The following is a 13521-nucleotide window of genomic DNA, read 5'->3' on the forward strand; positions in this document are numbered from 1 at the left end:
TCTCATAATGACGCCGTTTGGATGAATTGAGTGGAAACGTATGCTTAGCGGAAAAGAAATAAAAAACATACTCAAAGGAACGACAGTTTTTTTACTGTCACTCTTTTTAGTCGCCTGTAGTGGAAGCAGCAGTCCGGCGACCGATGGCGATGAAATAAAAATAAATCTGCTGGCGGCAAGCGATGTTAACCCAAATGAAATGGGCGACCCGGCGCCACTCAATATATTTATTTATAACGTCAAGGATCTGGATGTTTTAACCAATGCGGATTTTTATGAAATTGTTGATGGGACCAGCAAGCCTGTACAGGCGGCAGCTTCAAAAGTCTATGAAGCGATTTTACAACCCGGAGAGCCGCGTACCATTCTGATTAAACCAGACGGTACTACACGCAGCCTTGCTTTCATTGGTGCCTATCGCAGCCTTAATGATTCTCTCTGGCTGGTGAGTTGGGATCTGCCAGAAAAGAAAACATCGTGGTGGCGGCCGAGTTTCTTTAGCGATGATTCGCTTGAGTTGAATGTGCATTTCCAGAAAACAGCAATAACAATTAAAGAAATGGATTAAACCGTGAGAACGAATAAAGTCGTCTGGAGTGAAGGGCTGTTTCTTCGTCCGCAGCTTTTTCAACAGCAAGAACGCTATTTTGAATACTACGCACATAAAAGAGCATCGACCCTGAGCCCCTTCTTTTGGGGATTCTCGCAGTATGAAATCGACCGCGAGGCGCTGTCGTATGGCAAGCTGGTGCTGCGTACCGCGCGCGGCGTATTGCCGGACGGCACACCTTTTGATGTGCCCGATCACGCTGATTTACCCGAACCGCTAACGATTTTGCCTGAACACCTGGGCAAGACGATTTTTCTGGCGGTACCGTTACGCCTTGATAATAGCGATGAGACCATCTTCAGCCAGCATGACGCCAGCTCGCTGGCGCGTTTTCGCGCGCAAGAGGCGGAACTGTGCGATACCAACGCGATTCGCCAGGGGCCGAAGCCGGTTCAACTGGCCAAACTGCGGCTCAGGCTGATGTCGCAAACGGAAATGACCGAATCGTGGATTGGTCTGCCGCTGACCCGCGTCAAGGCGATTCAGCCCGATGGTAGCGTGCTGTTGCATCTGGAAGATTATATTCCGCCCGTCACCGGCTATGCGGCGAACCCCCTGCTGAGCGAATGGCTGACCCATCTTAATGGTCTGGTCAAAATGCGCGCCGGCATGCTGGCGCACCGCCTGTCGGCGTCAGACGGCAAGGCCAGCGCCAGCTCCGAGGTGGTGGATTATCTGCTGTTGCAGATTTTCAATAAATACGAGCCGATTCTCGATCACCTGCGCCATATCCCGGAACTACCGCCTATCGTGCTTTACGAAGAGCTGGCGAAGCTGGCCGGCGAACTGTCGACCTTTGTGCGCACCAAAACGCGTCGTCCCAAGAGCGCGCCGGGCTATGACCACGCCAACCTCTATCCTTCCATTCGTCCCCTGGTCGACGATGTGCATGACCTGCTGAACCAGATCCTGGTGCGGGCCGGACAGCTTATTGACCTGCAGGCTAAAGGCAACGGTGTCTGGGCGGCCTCGATGCTGCCGAACGAGTTACGTTCGTTCTCAAACCTGGTGCTGGCGGTTCATGCGCAGCTGCCGATGGACGTGTTGCAGCAGCAGTTCCAGGCGCAAGCCAAAATCAGTGCGCCGCAACAGCTCCATGAACTGGTTCGCTCGCACCTGCCGGGCCTGGTGCTGCAGGGGCTGCCGGTACCGCCGCGTCAGATCCCGTACAGCACGGGCTACGTCTATTTTGAGCTGCTCAAAAATGGGCCATTCTGGGACAAGATTTCAACCACTGGCGCGCTGGCGCTGCATATCGCGGGTGAGTTCCCTGGCCTGAAGATGGAACTTTGGGGAATCAGGAACTGATGAAAGACGATATTAACCCGCAAGTCTCCGCGGAACCGGCGGAGTTCGAGGACAGCTCGCCGCAGGCGCTGGGTAAGTTCCTTCTGGATGAACAAGGGGACTGGATACAGGAGCCGGAAGCGACGTCGAAAGGTGAAACCGGGCCGGTTGGCGAGCATGCGCCGCGTGGCGAACACGCGCTGAAAAGCGAAAGTGTGCAGCAGCGGATCTTACGCGTGAAGGCGGCGGAAAATCCTCTACTGGAGGCTGCGCAACCGCTACTGCGCTCGCTTGGCGATATGCCGGAGCAGATTAAGGATATCACCCATGTAGAGATCCTCAAAAACACCCTGAAGAGCCAGATCACGCTGTTCGGCGTCGTCTGCGACGAGGTGAATATTCCGTGGAAAAAGATGGCGATCGTGCGTTATTGCCTCTGCACCGCGCTTGATGAGGCGGCGCATACCACGGCATGGGGGCTTGAGGCGGGGTGGTCGCAGAGCAACCTGCTGAACCACTTTGAAGGGGATAACGACGGTGGGAATAAATTCTTCCTGCTGGTTGGCCGTCTCTCCATGAATCCCACCGAATTCGCGGATGTGCTGGAGGTATTGCTGCGCATTCTGGGGCTTGGGTTTGAAGGGCGCTACAGCATTATTGAAGATGGCGATCGCCAGCTCAGCAAAATCCGCCAGCGTCTGTTGACCCTGATCCAAAGCACGCGAAACACCACTCCGCCCGCGCTGTCGCCGCATGGTCTGCAGCCGCACGGACCTGCGGTGCGCGAGAAGATAGTGATCCCCGTACGGCTAAGCGCGTTGTGCGCAGGTGTACTGGTGGTGTCGGCGTTTCTCTGGTGCAAATTCTGGCTACTGTCGCGCAGCGACGGCATCACCAATGGCATCTATGCCATGCAAAACCTCAGCGTGCCCGTGGCGCAACCTGCCATGCGTCTGAAGCTGGCAGTACTGCTGCGTAACGAAATCAGGCAGCAGCTTCTGAGCGTGGATGAGAGCCAGAAGCAGAGCAAAGTGGTGCTGAAAGGGGATGCGTTGTTCCTGTCCGGCTCTGTCCGCGTTCAGCCGGAGATGGTGAACGTCATTGAACGTATCGCCAGCGAAGTCCGACGCGTGAATGGCGACGTGGTGATTGTCGGCCATACGGACGCCACCCCGATCAGTCGGCCAGACTTGCCCAATAACGTTGTGCTCTCGGAAAAACGAGCGGCGGAAGTGGCGCAATATTTTATTTCGGCTGGGCTGCCTGAGAGCAAAGTGAAAGTCCGTGGCGTGGGGAGTAGTCAACCCGTGGCGTCTGATGCGACGGCTCAGGGAAGGGCGAAGAATCGCCGTGTCGAGTTTTTTGTCACGTATTAACGAGGACGACAATGTCTTATTTAAATAGAGTCTTCACCACGCGGTTTATGAAGACGCTGCTGATTGTGTGTGGTGTTGCGTTATTGATCGCCGCCATCTGGTTCCTGGGACCGTTCTTTGGATTTGGTGAATCTCGTCCTCTGCAGAGCATTGAGTCGCGCATTATTTTTATTCTGCTGGCGGCGTTTTGCCTGGTCTGTCTCTGGCTGGGCTGGCCCGCGTTTATTGCGCTGACCGCGACGTTGTGCGTCATTGTCTGGGTATTCGGCCCCTTCCTGTTGGTGGGGGAAAGCTGGCCTGTTGCGCCGGTGAGCGTCAGGCTGGCGATCATTGTCGTTATTTTGCTGGTCGCGTTGTTATACGGCTTGTGGTTATTACTGCTGGCGCTGAAAGACAACCCTGAGCTGCTCAATAAATTTGCCCGCAATAAGGGGCCGGTCGCGGACGATAACAGCTCGGAAGTGATGGCGGTCATTAGCAATGCGGTCAACTACGTGAATACAAGCCGCGGCACGCTGTCGTTTTTCCAGCGCGTGATCCTGGCACGTAAGCCGCTGGATGTGCTGCCCTGGTATATGATGATCGGGACCGCTGGCGCCGGCAAAACGTCGGCGATCCTGGCATCCGGCCAGAATTTCCCGCTGCCGGAGCAACTGAATCAGGTCGGGAAGCCTGCCTCACCCACCCGCAACTGCGAATGCTGGTTCGCCAATGACGCAATCTATCTTGACACATCCGGGAAATACATCAGCGAGCCGGAAACCTACCTCAGCGAGTGGCGCGCGATCCTGAAAGCGCTGAAAAAACACCGTCCGGTCAAGGCGATTAATGGCGTGGTATTGTCCTTTTCCGCCGCCGACGTGATGTGCCGTAATAAAGCCGAACTGTTTGAGCTGGCGGCCAGCCTGCGGGCAAAAATTGAGGATGTGCGGCAGACGCTCGGCGTGCGTTTTCCGGTGTATGTGCTGGTGACGAAACTCGATCAGTTACCGGGCTTTACCGAGTATTTCAGGATCCTGACCGATCAGGAACGCGAGCAGGTTTGGGGCGTGACGTTCCCTTATGGTGATGTCAAAACCGTTTCCGTCTCGGGGTTGCGTGACCAGATCGTCGAGGAGTTCTCCCTGCTTGAAGAGCGTCTGGAGCGCGAGATGATCGTGCGTCAGCAGGAGGAGTACGACCATCGGGATCGCAAAAAGATGTACGCGTTGCCGCAAGACTTTCACCTGCTTTCCGGCATGGTGGCGGAAGTGGTACATAACATCTTTTTTGCCTCCCGCTACGATGAAACGCAAAGCTATACCCAGCTGCGCGGTATCTATTTTAGCAGCAGCCATCAGCCGATTGATTTTAACCTACTGAATAACCAGAGCGTGATTCGTCACTGGTCAAACTACGTCGAGCATAAGTCGCCGGAAGGGATGGCGTCGCTGAGCGCGAAGTCAGACGACCAGGATTTTCTGGTTAACGATGTCTCTTACGGGCGGCAGTATTTTCTTAAACAGCCCTTTAGCGACGTGATCGTTAAGGACCTGCATTTGGCGCGCTATAACCTGGCTAACCAGTCAAAGTACCGCCTTCAACGCTTCCTTGGCCACACGCTGTGCATTGTGATCGCCTTTATTTTGTTAAACGGTTTCTATAACAGCTATCACAACAACAGCGGTTATCTGGAGGCCATCGAGACGAAAGTTGCCGTGCTGCGCGGCGAAGTGAACCGCTTCAACCAGGCGGCGAACGACACCATGCTGCCGCGCCTGTTGGCGCTCTCACACTCGCTGCCGGACTACGGCACGCTGGATGTGTTGAACCCAATATTGTCGTGGCGTTATGGGCTGTATACCGGCACGGATGTGGCGACAGCGTCGGATTCGCTCTATCAGTATTTCCTGCAGCGGCTGCTGTTGCCGCAGATCCAGCAGCAGGTGGTGGTGTCGTTACAGGACGCGATTGAGAGCGGTGACGCGACGCGCATCTACAGCCTGTTAAAGCTCTATCTGCAGGTCACCGGTCAGGGCAAGTTCGACCAGCAAGAGATGATCGTCAGCATTACCCAACTGTGGGAGCACACCGGCAAGCTTCAGCCTTATGAAGAACGGCAGATTTTTGTCTCGCATCTGACCCAGCTTTTTGCGGTGCCTGAGTGGCGGCGTTTTGGTCAGGATGTGGATGAAGGCCTGGTGAAATACGCGCGGGCGGTGCTGGAACGCGAAGACTTAGCCAGCCGCCTTTATGGGCGAATCAAAGCCTCCCTGGCGCAGGACGCGCCGGCGGATTTAACCCTCGGTGAAATGGCAAAATCCCAGGGGGGGGATCTGTTTACTTTGAGCGATGAGTATAGCGGGGGCGCCATTCCAGGCCTTTTTACCCGGGCCGGGTATTACGAGGCGTTTAAAAAAAAAATGGGTCCGGAGCTGATGCTGTTAACGCGTGAGGATGCCTGGGTGCTGGGAAAAGCGAAGCCGGACGCCGCGCCGCCAAAGATGGCCGTCGGCAGCGATGGCACGCTGGTTAACCCGGTGCAGCAGCAGATTCTCGCCCTTTATCTGGATGAATATACCCGGTGCTGGCAGGACTTTCTGAGCAATATTCGTATTAAAGAGAACGTGCTCACGCAGGATTACGGCAGTGCAGGCGTCGCGGCAAATATCTATATGCTGCGAACGCTCAGCGCCTCCAGTTCGCCACTGGTGAATCTCATTCAGCGCATCGTGAAGGAGACGACACTGGCGAAAAGCGATGAAAAATCGCTACTTGATAACGTTAGCACTAAAGGCCGAATTCTGAATGCGGCGGAGAAGGTGAGTCTCGCTTATGCCAGCATGGAAAAGAAGTTGCTCAGAGAGCGGGTTGATAGCCAGTTTGCCCCGCTGCGGGAATTTGCCACCGGTAGCCAGGAACTGACGCAGGAAGGAAGCCCAGCCATGAACGGCGCGGAGCTTGGCAAGCTGATGGGGGCGTTAAGCGAACAGTACACGCTGTTTGTGATTTACGACGATGCGCTGAAAAACGGTAACTCGCCGTCGCTGCCGAATACCGCCCTGAAAATTAGCGCCGAATCGCAAACCTGGCCCGATCCGCTGAGCCACCTGGTGGGACCGCTGCTGGATAGCGTTTACCATCACGCCAGCCAGGAGGCTATCGCCAGAAGCAATGCAGGGATTGAAGAGAGCATCGGGCAGGTTTGTCGCGCCACGCTGAAGGGGCGTTACCCGTTTGCCGAGACTTCACGTGAAGTCAAACGCGCTGACTTTGAGCGCTTTTTCGCGGTGGGCGGCCTGGTCGACGAATATTACAAAAAATACCTCGCGGATAAAGTCGATACCTCTTCGCAACCGTGGCGTTATAAAGGCGACGTCGAGACGGATGATGCGAATATGTTGGCATTTTTTGAGCAGGTGGCGGAAATTCGCGAAGCCTTTTTCCAGGGAGAAAATGGCCGAAAATTATCGCTCGCGTTTGATATTTCGGTTCAGCATCTGGACCCGGCGATTACGCAGCTCAATATGAATTTTGACGGTCAGCAGGTGAATTATGCGCACGGGCCGGTTTCATCGGCGTCGATCGTCTGGCCGACGTCGCGTGCCGTATCAAAAACGACAATGAACGTGACCCCAAGGGTCGCAACGGGGAATTCGTCGCTGACGTTTAGCGGTCCATGGTCGCTTTTACGCTGGCTGGACAGCGCTCGCGATATTTCCTCAACGGATACTGATGAACTGATTTTGCGTTATTCGCTGGACTCCAGACGTGCGGACCTTGAGGTCGTGGGGCTAACCTTCAAAGATCAACTGGTCGTGGATATGTTGAAAGATTTCCGTTGTCCTGGCGAATATTAAAATCCGAGGGAAAGATGTCTCTACGACTGTATTTACTTGGTGGTGAGTCGCGTGCGAGTCCGTTTTGCAGAAAGAGAAAAAAACAGCGCCAGAAGGAGGCTTTTATTTCTCAAGAAATTCTGTCAAACATGGCGACGGCAATGACAGACGAATATTTGTCTACGGCATATCCGTGGTGTTTTGTCATATCGTCCAGCACTGCACAGGATAAATATCATTATGTCGGGGCGTGTAAGATTCTTTGTGATGAACAAGGGGGGAAATCGCTTATTGGAATGTACAGCCCGGTTTCATACCAGTGGTTGAATAAGAACATGCAGGCTGAATTTCCGCTGACATTCTGGATGAGTAGAATTTTAAATATGATACAGGAAAATGATTTTTCTGCCCGCAACACACCATTGCTACGGCAATGGCGCACGGCGCTGCAGCGTGCTTATTCTCCATTTTGGGAGTCTTTTGCGCTGACGCCTGCATGGCGTTTTAAAACTCGTTCGCAGGCCTTACTCAGGGAGGGATCACAGGAAGACTATTACATCCGAAATAGCGATGGTGTTGACGTTATGCCATGGAAAAACTGGCCTGACTGCCTATTAAACGAGTCAGGGATATGGTTATGGCGGGAAAGTCGACATAGAAAAATATTGGATTCACAACGTATCAGGTGATTATATGTCACGTACTATTACATTAAGCAGTCCGGCGATGCCGTTGTTGCTGGGTGATACCGCTCTGGTCATCTCCAGGCTGGATGGTGAAGAGGCGCTGTCGTCCCTGTACTCCTATGTGATTACGGCTAAAACCCCAGCTAACCCTTTGATTCCCTGGCAGGTCGCATCGAATGTCGATTTGAAAGCGTTAATCGGCAAAGAAATGACCGTCACCATTGAACTGGATGGCAACGGGCTGGGGGATATTTTTGCAATTGGTAAAGATACCCGGGAAATTTCAGGAATTGTGCAACGTGCGCGTTATATCGGACGCGATGGTAATCAGGCGCTCTATGAAATTGTGATTCGCCCATGGCTGCATCTGGCAGAACTCACCTCTGATTTCAAAATATTCCAGCAAAAAACCGTGGTGGATATTATTGATGAGGTGTTAGGCGATTACAATTTCCCGTTAGAAAAACGGCTATCGGGAAGCTACCCGCTGCTGGATTTCCAGGTTCAGTATGGTGAGACCGACTTTGATTTTATTGAACGGTTAATGGAAGAGTGGGGTATTTATTGGTTCTTTGAACATGCCGAACAGCATCACAAACTGATTTTAGTGGATAACGTCGGGGCGCATAAACGTTTCCCGAGTGAAGCCTATCACGTGATTCAGTACGCTGCCGATCGTCCGAAGATGGACCAGGAATATATCAACCAGTTCCATTTTCAGGAGACCATTACTTCCGGGAAATGGGTCACCAACGATTATGATTTTACGAAATCACGCGCCGATATTATGGCGCTCGACAGCAAGCCGCGTAAAACCAGTTTTAATGAGATGGAGATCTTCCACTGGCCTGGTGATTACGAGCAGCCCAATATCGGCGAGCAGCTGGCGCGGGTGCGAATGGAAGAGCGCGGGGCGCTGGGGTCACGCTGCGAAGGTTCCGGCGAACTGCGCGGTATTGCCTGTGGGTGTGATTTTGAACTGGTGAATTATCCCGTCGAGAAAGCGAACCGCGAATACATGATTTTGCGAAGCCATCTGGTGGTGGAAGAGATTAATCAGGTGACTGGCGTGGACGAGTTCCGTTATCACTGCGATTTTACCGTTCAGCCAACCACCAAGATTTATCGCCACCCGATGACGGTGCCCAAGCCAAAAACCAGCGGACCGCAAACGGCTATTATTGTTGGTCCTGATGGCGAAGAGATCTGGACCGACGAATACGGCCGCGTAAAGGTGCGTTTTTTGTGGGATCGCTATGGTAAGAACAAAGAGTCCGACTCCTGCTGGCTACGGGTGAGCCAGGCCTGGGCCGGAAACAACTTTGGCGGCATCTATATTCCCCGTATCGGCCATGAAGTGATTGTCGACTTTATTAACGGCGATCCGGACAGACCGCTGATTATCGGCAGCCTGTACAACAACGTCACAATGCCGCCGTGGGATCTGCCAGTGAACGCTACGCAGAGCGGGCTGGTTAGCCGCACCGTTGGCGGTGGGCGAAGTAACTTTAACGGCATTCGCTTTGAAGATAAGCCTGGGCTTGAGCAGTACTGGGAACAGGCCGAGCGCAATATGACCCGTTTAACCAAGCAAAACGAGGAGCAGACGATCGGCATGAATTCCGACGTGAATGTCGGCCTGTCGCGAAACCTGTTCGTTGGCGCGAACTATATGTCGGATGTGATCGGTAACAGTAGCGCCATGATCGGAGGCGCGCTGGCCATTCAGGTGGGAGGAGGCCAGACCGATACCGTTGCGCTTGCGAAGGGAATTAACGTCGGCGGCGCATTTATGACGAACGTAGGTGGCTACCACTCTTTATCTGTTGGCGGCGCTCAACAGGTCAATGTGGGGGGGTATCACTCTCTGGCTGTCGGCGGCGCGAGCACCACCGTTGCGGGAGGCGCGATGACGCTCTCGGCAGGCGGTGAGCTGGTGCTTTCGGCGAAGAAGATCAAAATCGTGGGATCCGATCAGGTCATTATCCAGGGCGGCACAGTCGAACTTAACCCTGGCGATTGCTGCGATAAATGCGGCGGTGGTGGTGGCGGCGGCGGCGGCGGTGGAATGATTGGCCTGCGTGGCCTGCCTGTGATTTCAACGCTGTTTGGCGTTGAGATTCCGTTACCGCCGCTCCCGACGCCAACGGAGCCCCCGACGGATACGCCAACGGAGTCTCCGACAGAAACGCCAACGGAAACCCCGACGGAGACGCCAACGGAGTCCCCGACGGAAACCCCGACGGAGACGCCGACGGAGACGCCAACGGAGACGCCGACGGAGACGCCAACGGAGACGCCAACGGAAACCCCGACGGAAACTCCAACGCAGACAGGCAGCGAAACGCCTGAGCCTTAATGTGCATCTGACGGCGAAGACCTGTCGTCGTCACCCACTATTTTTAAGGGAGAGTGAAATATGCAAAACGCAGCACGTGTCGGAGATGCCACCGCTCACGGTGGTGCCTTATGTTCCGGGTCGGGAAATGTCTACGTTAATGGCATTCCAGCCGCGATGGTGGGCGTCAGTATCGCACCATGCGCGCTGTTGCATGGCGCAGCGCCCGTGGCCGTAGGCTCAGGAACGGTCTTTATCAACGGGGTACCGGCCGCAAGGCTGGGCGATGTAACCGGGTGCGGTGCGGCTGTCGTAACGGGCTCTGGCGATGTCTATATCGGTTAACGCAATGAAGTTGCGTTTTGAATGGCCCGTATCGCGCCAGCCCGTGACGCTGCAGGAAGGTATTACGGCGGATCGGGCCATTGTGCTAGAGGTAAGCCGCGGGGTCTTTGGACCCCACAGCCAGGTGCCCGAGGGGCAAGATGCGGTGGCTTTTTACTGGCATTTAACCCGTCCGGTCATGCGGAACTTTTGCGTCAACGCCATCTGTTTGCTGGACGGCGTAGAGCTCCGCTATGGCGAGAGCCAGCCCCTGCGCATCGGGAGCCATCTTCAGATCGGCCACTTTAAGCTGGAGATGTCCACTGAGGAGGCCGACGCGCTAACGCATCAGGGATTTTCGCCGTTTATCGGCGCGGAGAATACCTGGCAGGCGGCGGATAAAATCCCTGAAGTTGAGGAGATTTTGCCGAACGGGGGCAGTTATATAAATGACTTACATTATTTTAATAATGTCATCGCGCAAAGGAACAGCAATGATGTATTGAAAATGCTTGAAATCGAGTACAAACGATTCCTTATCTGGCAAGAGCAAGGACGCCAGTACTACGATAACGTCAGCAATGAAGCGGCTTATCTTATCAAAACCGATAATCAGTTTGACCGCGTAAACGAAAGTCTAAAAGAAAAGACTTTAACGGAATGTATCGTCGACAGATCTTTTCTGATGGAAAAGGTCTGGCCTGATTTTGAAAACAGCGGTATCCCGGACGATATTTTTGTCGAAGAAGAAAAAATCGATTTACTCAAATCCCTTTCACCAGAGCATATCGTGGCGAAAGGCACATATCAGGTTCCGGAGCTGGTGTTCCGTGATTTCCACAAGATTGGCCTGGATTCACACTATTAATAACAGGAGTTACTACTATGCAGGACATTACAACATTAACCGAAACATTAAAAACCGCTTCTCTTAATGATTTGCTGGCGCAGGTTCTTTCCCAGGTGAAGGCGTCTCCGCAAGATCTCAAAGCCCGGGAAGTGCTGTTTAAATTGTATTGCGTTGACGGCGCATGGAACAGCGCGTTACTGCAACTGCAGACTTTATCGCTGCTCGACGAGGAAATGAAAAAACAGTGTGAGCTCTATAAAAACCTCGTCTTTAGTGAAATGCAGCGCACGCAGGTTTTATCCGGTGAGCGTCTGGCCGCAACGTTGCAGGGCGATATGCCGTTGTGGATGGAGAAACTACATGAGGCGAACGGACAATATTGCCAGGGCAATATGAAGTTATCGGATATGACGCGATCTGAAGCATTTGAACTTGCGCCGGAAAGCCATGGCAAAAGTGATACTTTGGGCGAATTTTCCTGGATTGCAGACAGCGATGGCCGTCTTGGGCCGGTATGTGAATTTATTTGTGCCGGAGGATATCGTTGGCTACCTTTCTCTGAAGTTCAACAATTACGCGTTTCAAAACCGAAAGATCTCCTCGACCTTCTCTGGACACAGGCATCCGTTAACGTTGCGGGGGAAGAATATTTTGGCTTCATTCCGGCACGCTACCCGATTATGACGGATGATGAACAAGACTATAAACTGGGGTCAAAGACAGAGTGGTCCTCGCTATCCGATCTGCTCATACTCGGCCATGGCCGTAAGGTACTCATTACCGACAGCTGTGAACATTCGATCATGGAGGTGGGTGAGATTGTCTTCGAATAAGTCGTTAACCAGAGGAGGTCGCTATCTACCTACTCTTCTGGAGCGGTTACAGGATGACGAACCTAATAGCCCTCACGATCGCGTCCGGCCTGTCGACGCTAAAACGATACGCCAGTTGGTTCAGAAAGATATTGCTGATTTAATTAATCATACCAACATCGAGGACACGATTAATGAGCAACGCTATAAAGCAGTAACGGAATCAGTGCTTAATTATGGTATTCCGGCGTTGATCGGCAGCCCTGAAAATCGCAATAACTGGCAGGTTATCGAGCGGGCAATCCGTAAGGCTATCATCCGCTTCGAACCACGTATTATCCCTGAAACATTGCTGGTGCGTTCATTGCAGGAAAGGGAGCATATGGCGAGGCATGCCGTTATTGCGTTTGAGATTCGAGGGCTGATTGACTGGCAGCCCCACCCTGTAGATTTATGTATGAATGGTCGTTACGACGTGGAGTCTGAAAAGGTCGATCTGAAGCTTCTTTAATAAATCTTAACCTGTCTTAAATAAAGAAATTCAACGTGCAAATTAAGATCTTACCTTGAAGTTTTTCTTGGCGAATTATCCTAAAACAATTGATGATCCTTACCAGGAGAGAGGTTTTTTAATAGTATCAAGGTGAGCTTTTTCTTAATTTGTGGGGTTCTGTAGAGAACCGTTTCCGCATAGCGAATACAGTTTTTTCGCTGAATGTTTATCTCGCTGTTTTTGGGGGTAATTTTCCTTGTAAGGGAATGCAATACATAGGTGTGGAATATGTTGAATATACTGTTGAGGGATTCTAATTATTATCGTGGGTTAGGGGTGAAATCCTTAATTTTGAGTCAATTAGCAAGCGCACGTCTAAAAGAGGCGCGTTTTGCATTATCAACAGACGAAATGAGTAGGGAAGACGCTAACATCATCTTCTATGATGATTTCGTAACGATTAATGTTTTGAATAAAAAGAAAATTCGTAATAATAGCGATCGCTGGCATAAAGAAAACAGGGCACCAGAAAAGCTAACGCTGCATGTTCCTTTTTTGGCCCGTAATCAAACGCTCAACGATGTATCGATGAAGATCGGTAAAATACTGGCAATCGCTACTGCGGACTATCACGTTCATCTCAATAAAGAAGATGCCTACTGGAGCTTCGGATTAAAGAAATACGCCCAGCTTTCGGATGCGGAAAACGATGTCATGCTCTTAATTGGCAGGGGTTACAACAGCGGCGATATTTCACGAATGTTGAATCGCTCGCCAAAGACAATCAGCACCCATTATCGTAACGCCAGTCGTAAGATGGGCGCCTCAAATCAGGCTGAGTTTTATCGTTACGCCTCGTTCGTCGCCCGCTGTGGATGTAATGAAAGAAACACGCTGTGTTTATAAATGGAATAGTTATAAGGCAAT

At 52.4% G+C, this 13521-nt stretch carries 11 protein-coding genes; all 11 read left to right on the top strand.

All coding sequences use genetic code 11. The features are described from left to right. The first annotated feature begins 40 nt into the window (after positions 1-40). The 11 genes from tssJ (at position 41) to FU672_RS12655 (ending at position 13500) form a co-directional block, all read left to right on the top strand. Positions 41-568 (top strand): type VI secretion system lipoprotein TssJ, encoded by a 528-nt coding sequence (tssJ, locus tag FU672_RS12605; RefSeq protein WP_148243485.1) that lies wholly within the window; start codon positions 41-43, stop codon positions 566-568. A gap of 3 nt (positions 569-571) precedes the next feature. Then, positions 572-1918 carry a type VI secretion system baseplate subunit TssK gene (tssK, locus tag FU672_RS12610; protein WP_148243486.1) on the top strand — a complete coding sequence of 449 codons (1347 nt, stop codon included), beginning with the start codon at positions 572-574 and terminating at the stop codon, positions 1916-1918. Continuing rightward, a complete protein-coding gene (gene tssL, locus FU672_RS12615; protein ID WP_148243487.1) occupies positions 1918-3273 on the top strand; it encodes a type VI secretion system protein TssL, long form in 1356 nt (451 codons plus the stop codon). The genes tssK and tssL overlap by 1 nt, the downstream gene beginning before the upstream one ends. Positions 3274-3284: 11 nt before the next feature. After that, complete coding sequence (gene tssM / locus FU672_RS12620) at positions 3285-7112, top strand: type VI secretion system membrane subunit TssM (RefSeq protein WP_262349012.1); 3828 nt, start codon at positions 3285-3287, stop codon at positions 7110-7112. 14 nt (positions 7113-7126) lie between these two features. Continuing rightward, on the top strand, positions 7127-7780 hold the full coding sequence (locus FU672_RS12625; protein ID WP_148243488.1) for a T6SS protein Cts1T: 654 nt from the start codon (positions 7127-7129) through the stop codon (positions 7778-7780). 37 nt (positions 7781-7817) lie between these two features. Then, a complete protein-coding gene (locus FU672_RS12630; RefSeq protein WP_262349017.1) occupies positions 7818-10136 on the top strand; it encodes a type VI secretion system Vgr family protein in 2319 nt (772 codons plus the stop codon). Between the two features lie 60 nt (positions 10137-10196). Next, positions 10197-10460, top strand: coding sequence for a PAAR domain-containing protein (locus FU672_RS12635; protein ID WP_121424632.1), 264 nt, complete (start codon positions 10197-10199; stop codon positions 10458-10460). 43 nt (positions 10461-10503) lie between these two features. Then, positions 10504-11307: a TagK domain-containing protein gene (locus FU672_RS12640; protein ID WP_262349013.1), complete on the top strand. Its 804-nt coding sequence runs from the start codon at positions 10504-10506 to the stop codon at positions 11305-11307. A 17-nt stretch (positions 11308-11324) separates the two neighbouring features. Beyond that, positions 11325-12122, top strand: a complete 798-nt coding sequence (locus FU672_RS12645; protein ID WP_148243491.1) for a type VI secretion system accessory protein TagJ — start codon at positions 11325-11327, stop codon at positions 12120-12122. Further along, positions 12109-12612 carry a type VI secretion system baseplate subunit TssE gene (gene tssE / locus FU672_RS12650; RefSeq protein WP_148243492.1) on the top strand — a complete coding sequence of 168 codons (504 nt, stop codon included), beginning with the start codon at positions 12109-12111 and terminating at the stop codon, positions 12610-12612. Before FU672_RS12645 ends, tssE begins: the two co-directional genes overlap by 14 nt. Before the next feature lie 270 nt (positions 12613-12882). Next, complete coding sequence (locus FU672_RS12655; RefSeq protein ID WP_148243493.1) at positions 12883-13500, top strand: helix-turn-helix domain-containing protein; 618 nt, start codon at positions 12883-12885, stop codon at positions 13498-13500. Positions 13501-13521: the final 21 nt, after the last annotated feature.

The sequence above is a fragment of the Enterobacter asburiae genome (genome assembly GCF_008080435.1).
GTDB classification, from domain to species: domain Bacteria; phylum Pseudomonadota; class Gammaproteobacteria; order Enterobacterales; family Enterobacteriaceae; genus Enterobacter; species Enterobacter asburiae_C.